Source organism: Candidatus Palauibacter sp. (assembly GCF_965213655.1).
Taxonomy (GTDB): domain Bacteria; phylum Gemmatimonadota; class Gemmatimonadetes; order Palauibacterales; family Palauibacteraceae; genus Palauibacter.
Window position 1 is genome coordinate 280,828 of record NZ_CBDBZT010000003.1, and the last position, 19,049, is coordinate 299,876.

15 protein-coding genes and 1 pseudogene are annotated in these 19,049 nt (G+C 67.9%); 13 read left to right on the top strand and 3 right to left on the bottom strand.

Going from position 1 to position 19,049, the window contains the following annotated elements:
* Window positions 1-13 precede the first annotated feature (13 nt).
* A pseudogene (locus ACOOGH_RS03530) lies at window positions 14-475 on the top strand (tyrosine-type recombinase/integrase); the annotation flags it as partial.
* A 64-nt stretch (window positions 476-539) separates the two neighbouring features.
* Here the strand turns inward: ACOOGH_RS03530 and ACOOGH_RS03535 are convergent.
* On the bottom strand, window positions 540-2,030 hold the full coding sequence (locus ACOOGH_RS03535) for a hypothetical protein (protein ID WP_420447598.1): 1,491 nt from the start codon (window positions 2,028-2,030) through the stop codon (window positions 540-542).
* A 166-nt stretch (window positions 2,031-2,196) separates the two neighbouring features.
* On the opposite strand from ACOOGH_RS03535, the gene ggt (ACOOGH_RS03540) reads away from it, so the two are divergent.
* The 3 genes from ggt (ACOOGH_RS03540) (at window position 2,197) to ACOOGH_RS03550 (ending at window position 7,714) form a co-directional block, all read left to right on the top strand.
* Entirely contained in the window at window positions 2,197-3,939 is a 1,743-nt protein-coding gene (gene ggt / locus ACOOGH_RS03540; RefSeq protein ID WP_420447599.1) for a gamma-glutamyltransferase, read from the top strand.
* 143 nt (window positions 3,940-4,082) lie between these two features.
* Window positions 4,083-5,822, top strand: coding sequence for a gamma-glutamyltransferase (gene ggt, locus ACOOGH_RS03545; RefSeq protein ID WP_420447600.1), 1,740 nt, complete (start codon window positions 4,083-4,085; stop codon window positions 5,820-5,822).
* Window positions 5,819-7,714, top strand: coding sequence for a CocE/NonD family hydrolase (locus ACOOGH_RS03550; RefSeq protein ID WP_420447601.1), 1,896 nt, complete (start codon window positions 5,819-5,821; stop codon window positions 7,712-7,714). The genes ggt (ACOOGH_RS03545) and ACOOGH_RS03550 overlap by 4 nt, the downstream gene beginning before the upstream one ends.
* Here the strand turns inward: ACOOGH_RS03550 and ACOOGH_RS03555 are convergent.
* Together ACOOGH_RS03555 and ACOOGH_RS03560 are read right to left on the bottom strand one after the other, a co-directional pair.
* Window positions 7,698-8,375, bottom strand: a complete 678-nt coding sequence (locus tag ACOOGH_RS03555; RefSeq protein WP_420447602.1) for a DUF6263 family protein — start codon at window positions 8,373-8,375, stop codon at window positions 7,698-7,700. The two genes, ACOOGH_RS03550 and ACOOGH_RS03555, sit on opposite strands and share 17 nt — an antisense overlap.
* A 150-nt stretch (window positions 8,376-8,525) precedes the next feature.
* On the bottom strand, window positions 8,526-9,350 hold the full coding sequence (locus tag ACOOGH_RS03560; protein WP_420447603.1) for a DUF6263 family protein: 825 nt from the start codon (window positions 9,348-9,350) through the stop codon (window positions 8,526-8,528).
* A 212-nt stretch (window positions 9,351-9,562) separates the two neighbouring features.
* Between ACOOGH_RS03560 and radC the strand changes: the two genes are divergently transcribed.
* The 9 genes from radC to ACOOGH_RS03605 all read left to right on the top strand — a co-directional run bounded on the left by radC (window position 9,563) and on the right by ACOOGH_RS03605 (window position 19,017).
* The gene (gene radC, locus ACOOGH_RS03565; RefSeq protein WP_420447604.1) at window positions 9,563-10,246 is read left to right on the top strand and encodes a RadC family protein; all 684 of its coding nucleotides are present in this window, start codon (window positions 9,563-9,565) and stop codon (window positions 10,244-10,246) included.
* Between the two features lie 137 nt (window positions 10,247-10,383).
* Window positions 10,384-12,606 (top strand): RelA/SpoT family protein, encoded by a 2,223-nt coding sequence (locus ACOOGH_RS03570; RefSeq protein WP_420447605.1) that lies wholly within the window; start codon window positions 10,384-10,386, stop codon window positions 12,604-12,606.
* 17 nt (window positions 12,607-12,623) lie between these two features.
* Complete coding sequence (gene uvrB / locus ACOOGH_RS03575) at window positions 12,624-14,660, top strand: excinuclease ABC subunit UvrB (protein WP_420450055.1); 2,037 nt, start codon at window positions 12,624-12,626, stop codon at window positions 14,658-14,660.
* Window positions 14,657-15,178: a tRNA (adenosine(37)-N6)-threonylcarbamoyltransferase complex ATPase subunit type 1 TsaE gene (gene tsaE / locus ACOOGH_RS03580; RefSeq protein ID WP_420447606.1), complete on the top strand. Its 522-nt coding sequence runs from the start codon at window positions 14,657-14,659 to the stop codon at window positions 15,176-15,178. Before uvrB ends, tsaE begins: the two co-directional genes overlap by 4 nt.
* The gene (gene tsaB, locus ACOOGH_RS03585) at window positions 15,172-15,855 is read left to right on the top strand and encodes a tRNA (adenosine(37)-N6)-threonylcarbamoyltransferase complex dimerization subunit type 1 TsaB (protein ID WP_420447607.1); all 684 of its coding nucleotides are present in this window, start codon (window positions 15,172-15,174) and stop codon (window positions 15,853-15,855) included. The genes tsaE and tsaB overlap by 7 nt, the downstream gene beginning before the upstream one ends.
* The gene (gene rimI, locus ACOOGH_RS03590; RefSeq protein ID WP_420447608.1) at window positions 15,782-16,306 is read left to right on the top strand and encodes a ribosomal protein S18-alanine N-acetyltransferase; all 525 of its coding nucleotides are present in this window, start codon (window positions 15,782-15,784) and stop codon (window positions 16,304-16,306) included. The genes tsaB and rimI overlap by 74 nt, the downstream gene beginning before the upstream one ends.
* A gap of 76 nt (window positions 16,307-16,382) precedes the next feature.
* The gene (locus tag ACOOGH_RS03595) at window positions 16,383-16,823 is read left to right on the top strand and encodes a single-stranded DNA-binding protein (RefSeq protein WP_420447609.1); all 441 of its coding nucleotides are present in this window, start codon (window positions 16,383-16,385) and stop codon (window positions 16,821-16,823) included.
* 4 nt (window positions 16,824-16,827) lie between these two features.
* Window positions 16,828-18,177, top strand: a complete 1,350-nt coding sequence (hemA, locus tag ACOOGH_RS03600; RefSeq protein WP_420447610.1) for a glutamyl-tRNA reductase — start codon at window positions 16,828-16,830, stop codon at window positions 18,175-18,177.
* Window positions 18,178-18,255: 78 nt separating this feature from the next.
* Window positions 18,256-19,017, top strand: coding sequence for a MotA/TolQ/ExbB proton channel family protein (locus ACOOGH_RS03605; RefSeq protein WP_420447611.1), 762 nt, complete (start codon window positions 18,256-18,258; stop codon window positions 19,015-19,017).
* Window positions 19,018-19,049: the final 32 nt, after the last annotated feature.

Sequence of the window (19,049 nt, forward strand, 5' to 3'; positions counted from 1 at the left end):
TCAGACCGGACACCGAATCGGTGCGATCCGCCAGCTTCGGTGGGTGGACATCAACTTCGAGGACAGGACCTTCGTGTGGCGCGCGGAGCACGAGAAGACGGGCTACGAGCACTGCACGCCGATGACCGACGAGGCGGTCGCGGTGTTGGAGGAGGAGGCGCAACGCGGGGATCCAGAAACCGGAAACGCTCCGGTGTTGCCCGCCCCCGGGGACACCTCGAAGTGCGCGGGCCGGTCGCTGGTCCGGAGTTGGTGGAACAGAGCCGAAAAGCTTGCGGGGCTGGAACCCCGGCGCGGGAGGGGCTGGCACTCGCTGAGGCGGAAGTTCGCTTCCGACCTCATGGACCTTCCGCTGAAGGTGCTTTGCGAACTCGGTGGCTGGAAGGAGGCCCAGACGGTGCTGCGCTGCTATCAGCAGGCCGATGCTGGACAACTCAGGAAAGCGCTGGAGAGCCGCCGGAGGGTTCGCGCCTGACCCAGATCGACTGGCGGGAGTCGAACAGCGGGAGCACGGTGTTTGAGTTCCGTAAGAGCAACGTTCACAATAGAATGTGAACCCGACAGCGTCCGCCGAGGTAGCGGGAGAGGTCGAGCTGGGCCCCTTCGAGTTCGAGGTCGAAGGCGGCCAGATCTCGTCGTGAGGCCTCCGCGGCGGTGTCGGAGGTTGCGTAGACGATGCGGCCGAGACGCTGATCCTGGAGCTTCAGCCGGCGCCGCATGAGTTCCGCCTCGACGAAGGTCTCGCGTATCGCCGGGAAACGATACGTGAACCCTTCGTCCTCCGCCTCCACTTCCGCGTCGAACTCGGCCGCCAGGCGCTCCAGCTCCGTCAGGATCATCTTCGGCGGCACCTGCTGGCCGTCGAGCGCGCGCGTCACGTGGCGGATCGCGTCGCCAGCCGCGACCCACTGATCGGTCCCGACGCTACGGGAGTAGACCAGGCCCACGAGCAAGCGCCGCACGTTGCGCCGCATACGCGCGCGGTTCTTCCCGGCCAGGGTCAACGCGCGGACGAAGGGGATTGCGAAGAAGAGGCTGCTGTAGGTGAACGGCACGACGCCCAGCCCGTAGAAGGTGACCGGATCGAACGAGGAGGGCAGCCCGATCACGCTCGCCATCGCCAGGTTGAAGCCGTTCATGGCGCCGATGCCGACGTTGGCCCCGCCGCTGTTGCCCGTCAGCTTTTTCGGGTACTCCAACCGCATCCATGCCGGTTCGGGCTCTCGCGCGCGGACCTCCCCGTGGGCGCTTCTCATCAGCTCGGGGAAGGCGTACACGACCTCGCCCGCGTCCGACACCCGCGGGTCGCCTCCGTAGGCGCCGGTGAGGCGTCCCATTTCTTCGACGGCGTCGTCGATCGGCAGACCGGTGTGCTCGATCAACTCCGACGACGTCAGGACGCCCTTCCGCGCCCGGATCAACTGGACAACCGTACGATCCTTCTGGACCTGCGTCGGCCTGGGCTCCTCGGGGCCGAAGATGAAGGCGAAGACCTTCTTGTAGAAGGGCGGCCGGGCGTCCTTCGGGAGCCGCCTGGCGTGGCGGTCGCCGTAGTAGAGGCCCCTCCGGTCCCACCCGCGGCCCCCGAGAAGCCAGTGGAGGATGAAGAAGTCCCCCAGGCTGAAGCCCCTGCGCCCGCCGGAGCCGCGGCCGTCGCGGTTGGCGGTCATCAGCGCGATCAGAATCAGGACGAAGACGACGAAGTAGACGACCAGCATGACGGCCGTCCAGATCTTGAAGCCGACCTTGAAGGCCGACCAGGCGACTCTGCGGAAGCGCGCCCGGAACCGTTCCGCGTCCCGTTCGATGAGCGTGGGATCGAACCGGTAGAGGAGGTCGCCCGAATCGGAGACCTCGAGGTGGCCGCGGTGCGTCTCCAGGAGGGACCTCAGGGCGACCTCGGCCTCGTGGTCCGGCAATCCGGTGGCGGAGACGACATCGCCTACGGTGGCGCGTCCCTGAAGGCCACGGAGGGCGGCGATGACCGTATCGTCGGGGCGGCGGGCGGCGGTTGTGACGGGGTCGAGCACGTGTGATGTCCTGGAAGAATGAGATGGATGCCGTCTACCATAGCCCATAGGCGGGAGTCCTGCGGTTATTGCGCGGGTTCCCGTCGCCGTGTGCCGGGTCTTGAGCGGCGGCCTGCGGGGCGTCTAGGATCAGAGTCTGCGATCCCCCCTGCCCAGGAGCCGTCCCATGAGACGCCGAGACTTCCTCGCCACCTCCGCCGCCGTCGCCGCCGGATCCAGTCTCATCGGATGTCGGCCTCCCGAGACCGCAGGCGCGGCCACCGCCGCCAGCGGGCAATGGGGCCCGGCCGGAGACTCGAACGTCCCGGGCCTGCTCGGACCCGCGCACCGGGCCGTGTGGGGGGCGCGGGGCGTAACGGCCGCCGCCGACTACTACGCCTCGCTCGCCGGCACGACGATCATGATGCAGGGCGGGAATGCGGTGGACGCCATCGTGGCCGCGTCCGCCATGCTCAACGTCTCGGAACCCTACATGTCCGGGATCGGGGGCTTCGGCGGCTTCATGCTCATCTACCTCGCCGAGGAGAACCGGGTCGTCGGACTCGACGCGCTCGGCAAGTCGCCGGCCGCGTCCTCTCCGGAGACGATGACGCTCGACGACTTCGCCGCGGGCTACAAGGCTCCCATCGTGCCCGGCGCATTCAAGGGCTGGGCCGCCGTCCTCGAACGCTACGGGACGATGAGCCTGGGCGACGTGTTCGAGCCCGCGATCCAGCTCGCCGAGGACGGGTTCGTCGTCTCGCGCTTCGACGAGATCCACACGAACGGCGCCGCGGCCGAGAAGCTGGGACAGTTCCCGTCGACGACCCGGGTCATGTTCCCGAACGGCCGTCCCCCGCGCATGGGCGAGATCATCAGGCAGCCCGACCTCGCCGCCAGCATGCGCCGCCTCGCCCGCGAAGGGGCCGACGACTTCTACAGGGGGGAGATCGGCGAGCGCGTCGTGTCCTTCCTCGCCGAGAACGGCGGCCACATGACGATGGCCGACCTGGAGGCGTACGACGTCACCTGGAAGGAACCGATCACGACGACCTTCCAGGGGCACGACCTGTACGCGATGCCGCCCGGCTCGTGCGGCATGTCGATGTTCCAGGCGCTCAACATCATGGACGGCTTCGACCTCGCGAACATGGACCTCTACAGCTCCGAGTTCGCCCACCTCTGGCTCGAGGCGTACCGGCTCGCCCTCATCGACGACGACCGCTACAACACGGGGAAGGAAGATGTCGAGATTCCCGTCGACATGATCATCTCGAAGGAGTATGCAGACGAGCAGCGGGCGACGATCGACCCCGCCCGCATCGCCTCCTTCTCCGGGGCCCCGCTCCCCTTCTTCGGCACGACGAGCCTCTCGTCCGCCGATCGCTGGGGGAACGCGGTCGCCTTCACGCAGTCGCTCGTGAGCGGCTACGGGAGCGGAGTGATCGCCGGCGACACGGGGATCTTCCTCAACAACGGCCACACCTTCGGCTTCGTCCTCGAGGAAGGGCACGTCAATCACCTCGAGGGCGGCCAGAAGGCGAAGGGCGTGATGACGCCGTGCGTCGTGATGAAGGACGGAAACCTCGTCGCCGCGGTGGGTGCGGCGGGCGGCTACACGATCCCGCAGACGGTGGGGCAGGTGATCACGAAGCTGACGACGGGCGGAATGGACATACAGCTCGCGATCGCGTCTCCGCGCATGTGCCTCAACCGGGGTGGGGGGCGCACGCCGATCCCGGAGGACTCGGTCACGTACCTGGAGGCGGGCTTTCCGCCCGAGGTGTACGGCGAACTCGAGGACCGCGGCCACTACCTGGCCGAGCCCGGAAACCCGGGGGGCGTGCAGGGCGTGTACCGCGATGCCGAGACCGGCGCCCTCGCCGGCGGATCCGACCCACGTCGGGACGGTCACGCCATCGCCTGGTAGGGCTCCCGCCCGATGCATCGGCGGCGCGCTCGGGAGGGTGTGCCGCCGATGCGCCGGCCGGGCGTCGACGAAGGTCTTGAGCGGTGGGCAACTCGGAGTCTAGGATGAGGGTTGCGCGATCCCCCCTGCCCAGGAGCCGTCCCATGAGACGCCGAGACTTCCTCGCCACCTCCGCCGCTGCGGCCGCCGGATCCAGTCTGATCGGCTGTCGCGCCCCCGAGACGGCCGCCGCGCCCCCGGACGGGATTGGACAATGGGGCCCGGCGGGCGATTCGAACGTACCCGGCCTGCTCGGCCCCGCGCACGGCACCGTGTGGGGCCGCCGCGGCGTGACGGCCGCCGCCGACTACTACGCCTCGCTCGCCGGCACGACGATCATGATGCAGGGCGGGAACGCGATCGACGCCATCGTCGCCGCGTCCGCCACGCTCAACGTCTCCGAGCCCTACATGTCCGGGCTCGGCGGCTTCGGCGGCTTCATGCTCATCTACCTGGCGGAGGAGAACCGGGTCGTCGGACTGGACGCGCTCGGACGGGCGCCCGCGGCCTCCTCGGCGAGCACGATCACGCCCGATGACGTCGAGATGGGCTACAGGGCACCGATCGTGCCCGGCGCCTTCAAGGGCTGGGCCGCCGTTCTCGAGCGCTACGGGACGATGAGCCTCGGCGACGTGTTCGAGCCCGCCATCCAGCTCGCCGAGGACGGCTTCGTCATCTCGAAGTTCGATGAACTACACACCACCGGGAGCGCCGATAAGCTCGGGAATTACCCATCGAGCACGCGGATCATGTTCCCGAACGGCCGTCCACCGCGCATGGGCGAGATCATCAAGCAGCCCGAACTCGCCGCCAGCATGCGTCGGCTCGCGCGCGAAGGCGCCGACGACCTCTACAAGGGCGAGATCGGAGACCGCATCGTCGCCTTCCTCGCCGAGAACGGCGGCCACATGACAAAGGCCGATCTCGAGGGATACGAGGTCGCGTGGCGAGAGCCCATCACGACGACCTTCCAGGGCCACGATCTCTACGCCATGCCGCCGGGATCGTGCGGCATGACGATGTTCCAGGCGCTCAACATCATGGACGGCTTCGATCTCGCGAACATGGACCTCTACGGCTCCGAGTTCGCCCACCTGTGGCTCGAGGCGAACCGGCTCGCCCTCATCGATGACGAACGGTACAACACGGGGAACGAAGACGCGGAGATCCCGGTCGACAGGATCATCTCGAAGGAATACGCGGACGAGCAGCGGGGGACGATCGATCGCGGCCGCATCGCCTCCTTCTCGGGCGCCCCGCTCCCGTTCTTCGGGACGACGAGCCTCTCCTCCGCGGACCGCTGGGGGAACGCCGTCGCCTTCACGCAGTCGCTCGTCGCCCTCTACGGGAGCGGGGTGGTCGCGGGCGACACGGGCATCTTCCTGAACAACGGCCACATGTTCGGCTTCTCCCTCGAGGAAGGGCACGCCAACTACATCGTGGGAGGGCAGAAAGCGAAGGGCGTGATGACGCCGTGCGTGGTCATGAAGGACGGGAATCTTGTCGCGGCTGTCGGCGCCGCCGGCGGCTACACGATCCCGCAGACCGTGGGTCAGGTGATCACGAAGCTGACGGCGGGCGGGATGGACATGCAGCTTGCGATCGCGTCGCCCCGCATGTGCCTCAACCGGGGCGGCGGCCTGACGCCGATTCCGGAGGACTCCGTCACGTACCTGGAGGCGGGCTTCCCACCGGAGGTGTACGGAGAGCTCGCCGATCGAGGGCACAACCTGGTGGAGCCCGGCAATCTCGGCGGCGTACAGGGGGTGTACCGGGACGCGGAGACGGGCGCTCTGGCGGGCGGGTCCGATCCGCGCCGCGACGGCCACGCGATCGCCTGGTGAGTCGAGGGCGGCCCGCCTCGGTGGCGGCGGGGCTGGCGGCACTGGCCGGGCTGGCCTGTGGGGACGGTGCTTCCACTCCCGACGATAGCGCGGGTGAGGCCCCCGTGAGCGCGCTCACGCGCAATCAGGCGCTCCACGTCCCCATGCGGGACGGCGTCCGCATCGCGGTCGACGTGTGGCTGCCCGACGGCATCCAGCCCGGGGACCGGTTTCCGGCCATGATGCGGGCGACCCGTTACTGGCGCGCCCGCGGCGAGGTCGGCGTCCCTCTCGAGGAGACCTCGAACTTCGCCGAGGCGGAACGCTGGAACCGCGCGGGGTACGCCCTCATCCTCGTGGACGGGCGGGGCAGCGGGGCCTCGTTCGGGATCCGCCGCTTCGAACTGGCCGAAGACGAGGTCACGGACTACGGGGAGGTCGCCGACTGGATCGCGGAGCAGCCGTGGTCGAACGGACGCGTGGGCGCTTACGGGGTCTCCTATGCCGGGAACACAGCGGAGATGCTGGCCGTGAACCGCAGCCCCGCCGTGAAGGCGGTGGCGCCCCTCTTCAACGATTTCGACAACTTCGGCCACCTCATCTTCCCCGGCGGCGTGCTCACGGTCGGCTTCCTCGAGGACTGGTCGAACCGCACGCGCATGCAGGACCTGAACGACATCTGCGGCCTGTCCGACGCGATGGGGGCGGCCTGCGACGAGGTGCAGAGCCGGGTTACCGGCGTGAAGCCCGTCGACGCGGACGTTGACGGATCGCTGCTCGCGGCCGCGGTGGCTGAGCACCGGGCCAATACCGCGCCCTTCGAGGCGGCGCTGGAGTACGAGTTCCGGGACGACCCCTTCGGCCCCTACGGCGAGACGAACGTCGGGCACCGGCGTAGCCCCTCCGGCCACCTGCCGCAGATCGAGGAGTCCAGCGTGTCGATGTTCATCCGTGTCGGCTGGCAGGATGCCGGCACTGTGAACGGGACGCTGGGCCGCTACAACACGATCTCAAACGCGCAGCAGGTCTTCATCGGCCCGTGGGACCACGGAGCCCGCAACGACACCGACCCCTTCAAGGCGGGCGACACCCCCGTCGACCCCGATGCCGACTCCAGGTTCGCCGAGCTCGTTGCCTTCTTCGATGCACACCTCAAGGAGGACGGGTCCGGAGAGACGCCGACGGAGATCCACTACTACACGATGGGCGCCGACCGCTGGACACGGACGGAGCGCTGGCCGCCGGAGGGCTTCGACGACGTGACGTGGCATTTCCGCGACGGAGGGGCGCTATCGACGGAGGCTCCCGCCTCGGAAGCGGGGGAGGATCCGTACACTGTCGATTTCAGCGCCACGACAGGGACCCGCAACCGCTGGTACACGAACGGCGGGGGCGGCGACGTGGTGTATGGCGACCGCCGGGCCGAGGACGGGAAGCTGCTCACCTACACGAGTCCGCCCCTCGAAGCCGACACCGAGGTCACGGGCCACCCCGTCGTCACGCTGCACCTGGCATCCACCGAGACGGACGGCGCCTTCATCGTCTATCTGGAAGACGTCGCTCCGGATGGAACGGTGAGGTACATCACCGAAGGACAGCTCCGCGGGGTCGTGCGCGCGGTCACAGAGGTTCCCCCGCTGTACAGGAAGTACGGCCCGCACCGCAGCGAATCACGCGCGGACGCGCTCCCGCTCGTGCCGGGAGAGGTCGCGGAGCTGAGCTTCGACCTGTGGGCGACCTCCGTGCTGTTCCGGGCCGGCCATCGCATCCGGGTCGCCCTCGCCGGCGCGGACGCGGACACGTTTCTCCGCTATCCTCGCGACGGGAGCGTCCCGGAATGGATGGTGCAGCGGAACGCGATCCACGCGTCCCGCGTCGTGTTGCCGATGAGGCCTGCTAACTCGGCTCGCTAACGAGTTCGAGCGCCGTGGTCAAGTCCATCGGCACGGCCATGCCCGCCACCACCATCTCCAGGCTCATCCGGTTGTCCTGACGGACATACCTGCCTTCGGCGAGATCCACGACCATCGATCCGGTCAGCTCCCCGCTGATGTTTGCCGGCATGCCGCCCATGTCGAGTGTGGAAGCGACCGGCCCCGTAAACGTGATTGTGGCCTCACTGTCTTCCAGCCCGGCGAAGGTGTACGTGAATTCCACTTCCACCGTCTGCGCGGCCCCCCCCAGAGAGAGATCGACAGGCACGGACTCCGTCCAGGAATCCTCCGCGGCGACCTCGGTCTCGGGGAGTCGAAAATAATCCAAGCCTTCGAATATGCCCGTCGCCACCTCGGCGGCCATCTCATCCGCGTCGCCGTCCGCCGCGACGTTCCACACCTGGCCGCGCGGGCCCATCTCGAACGTGAGGGTCGTCCCGGAGAGATCCGGTGCCGGCCCCGCCCCGGGGATACCCATTGTCATTTCGGACGAGTCGATGACGACACCCGCCTGGATGCCCTCGGCCGCCGCGCTCAGGATGGTCTGCGTCTGATGCGCGCGAAGCGTCATCGCGGGACCGCTGGACGGCATCATCGGATTCTCGACGTTCAACTCCATGGAGTAGACGTAGCGGCTCACCTGACCCTCGGGGGGGGGTGAGTCGCAGAAGCGTCTGCCCGCTCAACGGCGGTGCGACGGCGAGAGCGATCATTGTGGCGGTGCACGCACCGCGCAGAGTTGCAGTCATGGTTCCTCCCATCTTCTTTTCTCTCACGCCTGGATCGGGTGTCAGGAATCCGGCATGAGTTCAAGTGTGGTTGTGGAGTTCATCTTCATCGTCATCCCGGCGATCGTCATTTCGGCGTCCATCCGGCTTGTCTGGCTCACGTGCCGTCCCTCGACCAGGTCCACGACCATCGTTCCGGTGATGGTTCCGCTGCCGCCCATCGCCATGCCCTCCATCTCCATGTTCATCTCCATCGGACCCTCGAACGAAAGGGTCGCGAGGCCGTCCTCGAGACCAACGAACGTGTAGGTGAAGGCCATGTCCATCGACACGCCGCCGGGCCCGAGGGCGAGATCGACCGGCGTCTCGAACGTCCATGTGTCGCCGGTGTCGACTTCCTCCTCGGGCAGCACGAAGTAACTCGCCCCCTCTACGAGGCTCTCGATACTCATCCCCGGAACATCAGGTGCGCCTTCGCTCTCGATGATGCGAAGCACTCTTCCGCGCGGGTCCATTTCGCTGGTGAAGGACATCTCGGTAAGCTCCGGCAACAGGTCCATCCCCGGCATGTTCATGCCCATATCCATGCTGACCGAATCGACCGCTCCGCGGATTCGAATGACGTCGCCCTCCACGCTCAGGACGGTCTGCGTCTGGAGCCAGCGCATCGTCACGAGCGGGCCGTCCGATGGCATCATCGGACTATCAACGCTCGTTTCCATGGAGTAGGCGTATCGCGATACCTGGCCGTCTGGTGGTACCAGGCGCAGCGCGAGGGGTCCTTCCGTGGGAATGACCCGGACCGGGGGAGACTGCCCGCAGGAAGTGAGCGCGGTGGCGAGAGAAAGCGTCGTCGCGGCGGCGAGGCCGCGCCATCGTGATTGCATTAGATCCTCCTGACGGTGTTGAAGCCGGGACCCGGGAGCCCTGCGTCATCGAGTGTGCGATTCCTGCCCCGGCTCGGGCGTTCACTGCCAGGCCGCCAAGGTGCCCGCAACCTGCGCGATCGGGCACGGGCGTGCCAGCGACCCCGAGGGCGACATACCCGGCATTACCCGGCTGTTGAGATTGCATTCAGAGTCCACTGGAATAATGGCGTATGGCTCCGAAGATACTGGAACTCCCGGCGAGCGAACGTCCGCGGGAGCGGCTGCGCCGCTTCAGCCCGGATGCGCTCTCGACGACCGAACTGCTCGCGGTCGTCCTGGGGGCGGGTGCGACCGGACGCTCGGCCGTGGACGTGGCGGGGCGGCTGCTGGCGGATTTCGATGGCTCGCTGCGGAACATGGGGCGGGCAGAGCCCGCCGAACTTGAACGAACCGGAGGCGTCGGCCCCGCACGCTCGGCCGCCGTAGCCGCGGCGCTGGCGCTTGGTCGACGGCAGGCAGCCGAACCCGCTCGCGAAACCGCACGCATCCGGAGTCCGGCCGATGTGTTCGGACGGCTCGGCCCCCTGCTGCGGGACCGTCGCCAGGAAGAGTTCTGGGTCATCTACCTGGACACGCAGAGCCAGGTCCTGCTCGAACGACGCCTAACGGTGGGGCTCCTGAACAGCTCGCTCGTCCACCCGCGGGAGGTGTTCGCGCCGGCGATCGCCACGGCCTCGGCCTCCGTCATCCTCGCCCACAATCACCCGAGCGGCGAACCCGAACCGTCGCCCGAGGACATCGCGGTGACCTGCCAACTCGTCGAGAGCGGCAGGCTTCTCGGGATCCCCGTCCGCGACCACGTGATCCTCGGCGACAAGGCCTATGTGAGCTTGCGCGAACGAGGCGTCTGCTAGCGTCGTGTCTCGGACACAAGACTCGCTCCCGGCCCGGCCCGCGCCGAACTCGCGCGCTACCGCTATCTTTACAGGTTGCCCGGGCCATTGGATTGTGGCCGTTCGGGCGTTGACGTCTCGGGGACGGAGCGCGAAGCGTGGAGAGCAGCCTCAAGCGGGAAGTCGGCCGGGCCGCGCCGGGAGCGGGCCCGCGCTCGCTGCTGCCCGTCGATTTCATGAAGGCGATCGAGGGCTACGAGGATCGCCTCGACCTCGATCTGCTCGCGCTTGCGTTCCAGTACAGCCTGGAGAAGCACGAGGGCCAGAAGCGACGCTCCGGCGAGGACTACATCCGCCACTGCGTCGAGGTCGCCAAGATCCTCATCGAGATCCGGCTCGACACGGTGAGCATCGCCGCTTCGCTCCTCCACGATGTGGTGGAGGACACGGACACCAGCGTGGCCGAGATCCGGACCGAGTTCGGCGAGGAAATCGCCCTCATCGTGGACGGCCTCACGAAGATCGCGCTGTTTGCGTTCGGCTCCATGGCGGAACGGCAGGTCGAGACCTACCGGAAGCTCCTTCTCTCCATGGCGCGCGACGCGCGGGTGATCATGGTCAAGCTCGCGGACCGTCTCCACAACATGCGGACGCTGGAGCACATGCCGGCCGGCGCCCGGGAGCGAATCGCGCTCGAGACCCGGGAGATCTACGCACCCCTGGCCCACCGCCTCGGCGTGGCTCGCCTCAAGTGGGAACTCGAGGACCTCGCCTTCAAGTTCCTGGAGCCCGAGGGGTACCGGAAGCTCGTGAAGGAGGTCAACGCCACACGGGGTGAACGCGAAGAGCTGATCCGACGCATGGAGGAGCCTCTGCGGGCTGAACTGAACGCCGCGGGGATCGAGGGCGAGGTCACGGGTCGGCCGAAGCACCTGTGGTCCATCTACGGGAAGATGGTCAAGCGCGACACGCCTTACGAGGAGGTGTACGACACGCTCGCGATGCGAATCCTGGTGGACTCGGTGCGCGACTGCTACCACGCGCTCGGGATCGTGCACAACAAGTGGACGCCGCTCACGGAACGCTTTCACGACTTCATCGCCACGCCGAAGTCGAACATGTACCAGAGCCTGCACACGACGATCTTCGGTCCCGGCGGGGCGCTGTACGAGATCCAGATCCGAACCCGTGAAATGCATCGCACGGCCGAGTACGGGATCGCGGCGCACTGGCGCTACAAGGAGGGCCGGTCCGGGGACGAGGTCGACGACGAACTCGCGTGGTTCCGCCAGGTACTCGAGTGGCAGCAGGAGACGCGCGAGCCGGAGGAGTTCATGGAGTTCCTCCGCATCGACCTCTTCCAGGACGAGATCTTCGTCTTCACGCCGGCGGGGGACGTCAAGCAGCTGCCGAAGGGGGCCACGCCCATCGACTTCGCCTTTGCAGTGCACACCGAGGTCGGGCTGCGCTGCAAGGGCGCGAAGGTGAACGAGCGGATCGCCCCGCTCAGCCGCCCCCTCCGCAACGGGGACACCGTACATGTCCTGACCTCCGATTCGCAGACGCCGAGCCGGGACTGGCTGGGCTTTGTGCGGAGCAGCAAGGCCCGCCACGAGATCCGGCAGTGGATTCGCGATGAAGAACAGGAGTCCGCGCTCCAGCTGGGGAAGGACATCGTTCAGCGGGAGTGGCGGCGCCGCCGTCGCGGGAAGGTGGACGAGAAGGCCCTCAAGGTTGCATGCGATACGCTGGGATATGACGGACCCGACTCCCTCTATGCGGCCACCGGCCGCGGAGACGTGGGGCTCACGCGCGTGATGCGGGCCATCCTCCCCGAGGTCATCCCGGAAGTGCCGCAGAAGAGCCCCAGCCCGCTCCACAAGCTCGTGGACAAGGTCTGGGGCGGAGGCGGCCAGGGGATCCGGATCCAGGGGATGGAGAACCTGATGGTCCGGTACTCCCAGTGTTGCCAGCCGGTCCCCGGAGACAGGGTCATCGGCTATATCACCCGGGGCCGCGGCGTCTCGATCCACAGGCAGGATTGCCCGAACGTCCTGAACCTCTCCGACGCTCCCGAGCGCCGGGTGGAGATCGAGTGGGAGACGCACGGCGAGCGCCGGTTCCTGGTCCGCATCGTGATGGAAGGGACGGATCGCCACGGTCTGTTCGCGGACATCGCGCGTGCTGTCAGCGACACGGGCACGAACATCCAGTCGGCCGACATCAAGGGAATCGAGGGGGGAATGCGCGGGCAGTTCGTCGTCGAAGTCGAGAACCTGAACCACCTGCAGAAGGTCATGCGCAAGGTGCAGGGCGTGAAGGGCGTGATCTCCGTCGAACGGAAGGAGTCCTTCGGGGAGAGCGGGCTCACGATCGAGTGACCGGCTGACCCGTGACCATGCCCCGCTTCGACCTCCAGCTTCCGTTCGAGCCGATGGGTGACCAGCCCACCGCGATCCGCGAGTTGGCCGAGGGTTTGCGCCGCGGCGACAAGTGGCAGACGCTCCTCGGCGTGACCGGCAGCGGCAAGACCGTGACGCTGGCGGCGATGATTGCGGAGGTAAACCGTCCCACGCTGGTCATGAGTCACAACAAGACGCTCGCCGCCCAGTTGTATGGAGAATTGCGACAGTTCTTTCCCCGCAATGCCGTCGAATTTTTCATCTCTTACTATGATTACTATCAGCCCGAAGCCTATGTCCCTTCGACGGACACTTTCATAGAGAAAGATGCGTCCATAAACGAGGACATAGACCGACTGCGGCTTCGTGCCACCTCCGCACTCATGGAACGCCGGGATGTGATTGTCGTAGCCTCCGTGTCCGCGATCTACGGACTCGGAGATCCGGCCGGCTACCGCGAACTCATGCTCACGCTGCGCGAAGGGCAGGAGATCTCTCGCCGCGAGATCCTCTCCGGGCTCGTCCAGATCCAGTATTCCCGCAACGATCTCGACTTCGTCCGCGGCACCTTCCGGGTGCGGGGCGATGTGATCGAGATCCTGCCCGCATACGAGGAGCAGGGAGTACGGATCGAGATGTGGGGCGACGTCGTCGAGCGCATCTCGAAAATCGATCCCATGACCGGCGTCACGATCACACGCCTGCCGGAGAGTTCGATCTTCCCGGCTACGCACTACGCGACGCTCGGCCACCGGTTGGAGGAGGCCCGGCACGCGATCTACGTGGAAATGGAGGAGCGGCTCCTGCACCTGCGGGGGGAGGGGCGGCTGCTGGAGGCGCAACGGCTGGAGCAGCGCACGCGGTTCGATCTCGAGATGCTGACGGAGGTGGGTTTCTGTCCGGGGATCGAGAACTACAGCCGGCACCTCGACGGTCGGGAGCCCGGCAGCCGTCCGTACTGTCTCCTCGACTATTTTCCGGACGACTATGTCGTGGTCGTGGATGAGTCTCACGTATCGATCCCCCAGATCGGCGGGATGTACGAGGGGGACCGCAGTCGTAAGACGACCCTCGTCGAGTTCGGGTTCCGACTCCCCTCGGCGCTGGACAATCGCCCGCTCTCGTTCGGCGAGTGGGAGGATCTCGTGCCCAACGCGATCTTCGTCAGCGCAACGCCGGGCGAGTACGAGTTGCGGAAGAGCGAGGGCGTTGTCGTCGAGCAGTTGATTCGGCCGACGGGGCTGCTGGATCCCGAGGTGGAGGTGCGGCCGGTTCGGGGGCAGGTGGACGACCTGCTGGGCGAGATTCGCCGCCGGACGGAACGGCGCGAGCGCGTGCTCGTGACGACGCTCACGAAGCGAATGGCGGAAGACCTGTCCGAGTTCCTCGCGGTGCGGGGCGTGCGGGTGCGCTACATGCACTCGGACATTGCCGCGATCGACCGGGTGAAGATCCTCCGCGATCTGCGACTGGGGACGTTCGACGTCCTGGTCGGGATCAACCTCCTGCGAGAGGGCCTCGATCTGCCGGAGGTTTCCCTTGTCGCGATTCTCGACGCGGACAAGGAGGGCTTCCTTCGTTCGGATCGGTCGCTCGTGCAGACGATCGGACGTGCGGCCCGGAACCTGGCGGGGAAGGCGATTCTGTATGCGGACAAGGTGACGGATTCGATGCGGCGCGCGATGGATGAGACGTCGCGGCGACGCGAGGTCCAGGCGGAATACAACCGGGAGCACGGCATCGAGCCGCGTTCGATCGTGAAGTCGGTGCGGGAGATCCGGTTCTCGACCGCGGTGGCCGACGCGCGGGAGGCGCAGCCCGCCGTGCACGAACGGGAAGGCCCCTACGAGGAACTGTCGCCGGAGGCGCTGGCCGAGGTCATCGAGAAGGACATGCGCGCCGCGGCGGCCGCGCTCGATTTCGAGTCGGCGGCCCGGCTGAGAGATGAGCTGTTCGAGATCCGGGCCCGGATCGGCGACGGGAAGGGGGCCCGGCCGCCGGGGTTGCCGATCTCCGCGGGGGACCCGCCATGAGGAGCGCCGTGCTGGACGAGGCGGGGCTCGTGCGCTGGGGGCGAGAGATCGGTGCGGTCGCGGATCGGCAGGAGGTGTTCGTCGCGCTCAGCGGGCCGCTCGGAGCCGGCAAGACGCGGCTCACACAGGCGGCGTGTGACGGGGCGGGCGTGAAAGAAGCCGTGACGAGCCCGACGTACACGCTGGTCCACTGGTACGCAGGCGACCGCGGTCCCATCGGGCACGCGGATCTGTACCGGATCCGCGACCCGTCCGAACTGCTCGCCCTGGGGTGGGAGGAACTCGAAGCCCACGCGGGGGCGGTCTTCGTCGAGTGGGCCGAGCGCGCCGGGGAGGAACTCCCGACGGACCGGTGGGAGGTTCGGCTCGAGTTCGCCGCTGGTGCGGACGCGGCCGACGGAGTTGCCGGGAACCCCGCGGGCATGGTGCGGCGGGTCACGGCGCGCGGGCTGGGGCGCGTGCCACCGGTGCCCGATCCGGGCCTCCACGCCGAGGGGGCGGAGGCGTCCGCGTGCTGAGCCTGGCCCTGGAGACGAGCACGAAGCTCGGCAGCATCGCCCTGGGCCGCGGCGACACCCTGATTGCGGAGTGCGCGCTGGCCGTCCGCGCGACGCATTCGGAAACGGTGCTCGACGAGGTGGAGCGCATGCTGGCGCGGGCCCGGATCGGCGTCGGCGACATCGAACGTGTGGTCGTCGGGGCGGGGCCGGGTTCCTTCACCGGCGTGCGGATCGCGGCTGCGCTCGCGAAGGGCTGGTGTCACGCGAGGCATGTACCGCTCCACGCGTACTCGAGCCTGCGCTCCGTTGCCGCCTCGGCGGGGCGGGAACGCGTCTGCGCGCTGTTCGACGCCCGGCGAGGCGAAGTCTACGCGGCTGCCTACGCCGACGGCCCGCTGGAGGCCCCGCTCCGCGGGCCGGTGGCGTGCGACATCGATGCCTGGATCGAAGGGCTCGAGGATCCCGCGTCCTGGTCCTTCGCCGGGGAAGGCGCGATCCGGCACCGCGACCGGATCGAGGGGCGTGGGGGAAGCGTGCTCCCCGCGTTTCTCGGCGTGCCGCGCGCGGGCGTGCTGTTGTGGCTGGCCGAGAGGCTTCCCGCCGGCCGTGTCGCCGACATCGATGCGTGGGAACCCCGGTACGTCCGGAGTTCCGGGGCCGAACGCCAAGCCGGGCGCCGTGGCGGACGCCGGTAGGCCGGCGCTTCGGATCCGGCCGCTCCTCGAGTCGGATCTCGGGCAGGTGATGGCGATAGAGGAGGCGTGTTTCGCCACCCCGTGGTCCGAGCGAACGTTCAGGAACCTGCTCCGGCGCCCCGACGCCGTGCTGCTCTCCGCCGTGGACGATGAGGAGCGCGTCGCCGGGTACGCCGCGGTGTGGTTCGTCGGACGAGAGGCGGAATTGGGGGACCTCGCGGTGGCCCCGGAGGAGCGCCGACGCGGTATCGGCGGCGAATTGGTGGAAGCGGTTCTCGAGGAGGCGCGGAACCGGGGCGTCGTCCAGATCTTCCTCGAGGTGCGGGAGGGGAACCGGAGTGCACAGGGCCTCTACCGAAGCCGGGGATTCGAGATCGTCGGCCGGCGCCACCGATACTACGCAGGCCCTGCGGAAGACGCCCTCATCATGCGTCGATTGCTGGTCCGTTGATCGTTTTCTGTTACCTTGATCCTCTTCAACATCATCACCACCATGAGCGTTCTGAATCGATCATCGGGAGGCGGGAATGGCGCGCAGTCTGAACAAGGCGACACTCATCGGAAACATGGGCGCAGACCCGGAGGTGCGGTCGACGAACGCCGGGACGCGGGTGGCGACGCTTTCGGTCGCGACCAGCCGCCGATGGACGACGCGCGCCGGGGACCAGCAGGAGAAGACGGAGTGGCACCGCGTGGTCTGCTGGGATCGTCTCGCCGAGATCTGCGAGCAATACCTGCGCAAGGGCGACCGCGTCTACGTGGAAGGCCGGATCGAGTACCGGCAGTGGGAAGGGCAGGACGGTCAGACGCGGTATACGACGGAGATCCGCGCGCTCGAGATGATCATGCTCGGGAGCAGCGGCGGTGGCGGAGAAAGTTTTTCGGCACCGGAACCTCGCCAGGAGCGTTCGGATTTCTCGGAGTTCTCCAACCGGGCCGTCGCGGGCGAGGACGACCTCCCCTTCTGATCTGATGCCGCATTCGCACGCCGACGCGCTCGTCATGGTTGGCCTCAGCCACCGGACGGCCCCCATCGACATCCGGGAGCGTTTCGCACTCGGGGATGGGCGGCGCGCCGAGTGGATCGACGGCCTCACGGCCGGCCCGGACGTTTCGGAGGGCGTCGTGCTCTCCACCTGCAACCGGACAGAATGCTACCTGGCGGGACGTAACGCGGAAGCGCTGGACCGCCTTGGGCGCGAGGCGCTGTGCAGGGTTTCGGGTCTGGGGGTCGCGGGAGACTCCTACCTGACCACGGTCGAGGGAGCGAGCGCCGTCCGCCACCTGTTCCGCGTTACCGGCGGACTGGAATCGCTCATCGTCGGCGAGCCGCAGATTCAGGGTCAGGTCCGAGGCGCCTATCGGGAGGGGCGTCCCACGGTAGGGCCCGTGCTGCATCGCCTCTTCCAGTCGGCCCTCGATGTCGGCGGACGCGTGAGGGCCCGCACGTCGATTGCGAGCGGCGTGACCTCGATCCCCGGTGCGGCCCTCGGTCTGGCCCGAAGGGTGTTCGGTTCACTCGACGACTGCGGCATACTCGTGCTTGGAACCGGCGAGATGGGGAGGCTCACGGTGCAGTGTCTGATGCGAGCGGGCGCGCGGCATGTGTTCCTTGCGAGCCGTGACCAGGCCCGGGCCGAACGGGTGGCCCGGCCGCTCGATGCGCGCCCCATGAAACGGAGTGCGGCCCTCGCTGTGCTGGATCGAGTGGACCTTGTCGTCACCTGCACGGAGTCGGAGTCGGCCTTCCTCCGGCCCGGGCACGCCCGGAAGCCGCGACAGGGGCGCGCGCCGCTGGTGATCCTCGACATCGCCGTACCTCGCAACGTCGATCCACGAGTGGCGGATGTCGCCGAGGCGTTCCTGTACAACATCGACGACCTGCGGCGTGTGGTGGAACGGGCCCGCGCGGCGCGCGAGTCCGAGCGCCAGCGCGCAGAGGCGATCATCGAACGGCAGGTCGAAAAATACCGGGGTTGGCACCGAAGCCGTCGCGCAGACCCGGCCGTGCGGGCGCTGAGATACACCGCCCGGCGGCACGTGTCGGACGCCCTCGAAGCGCGTGCATGCGCGCCGCGCGACACGGACCAGGAGGAGGCGCTCCGGCTGGCGAGTCGCGCCGCGCTCAACAAGCTTCTGCACGGGCCGACGCGCGCGATCCGGTGGCTTGCGGAGCAACCCGGGGGCGAGGCGCGCCTCCATGCCCTCGAACCGTGGCTGTCGGCTGGTAGCGGCGCCCCTCCACGTCCTGCTAGTGTAGACGCCGTGGCCGCCCCGGTGGCCGCGCGGCAGCGGGCGGGCCAAGGCCCGGATCGAGGCTGAAACTCCGGGGGGCAGTGGAACGGGTGGGGACGTCAGGAGAGAGCGGATGAGGCAGTTCATTCCCCTGGAGGCTGGGTGATGGCAAGCGGCGCACCGGGCGTCGTCGTGGCCGTCGGTTCCGGAGTCCTGGAGGTCGCGCAGCAGTTGCCGGCACGCGTGATCGAGTCCCCCATCGACATGATTCTGGGCGCGACCCTGCCCACGAAGATCATCCTCACCGTGCTCGCCGCCTTCTCGCTCGTGTCCTGGGTCCTCATCATCTGGAAATTCCGTGAGTTGCGCGCCGTGAACGCGCGCGCGGATGACTTCGTGTTCGCGATGGCCGGGGCCAACGGTCTGATCGACCTCAACGACGCGCTGGCGGAACTCGAGGATTCCCCCTTCAGAAGGGTCTTCCGGGAGGGGATCGCCTTCTTCTCCGAGCTGCGCCCGGGCGCGCTCGCGACCACGCAGGTCGGGAACGGGTTGAGCCCCACGCAGCTCGAAGCGCTGTGGCTGGTGCTCGAGAAGAGTCTCTCGGAGGAGAAGGATGAACTTGCGCACGGGCTTCCCTGGCTCGCGATCATCGGCTCCGTGAGCCCCCTCCTCGGCCTCATGGGGACCGTCGTGGGCGTGATGAACTCGTTCATCGGCATCACATCGCAGGGTTCCGCCAACATCGCGGCCGTCGCGCCGGGCATCGCCGAAGCCCTGACGACCACGGTCGCGGGACTGGCCGTCGCGATTCCCGCCGTCATCGCGTACAACCACTATGCCTCCCGGCTGCGTCTCTTCGTAGGGGAACTGGAAGGATTCGCGAGCGAGTTCGTGGGGACGCTGGCGCGCGAGGGTCGCCTGTGAGCCGGGGCCCGGACGGTTGGAGGACGAGGAAG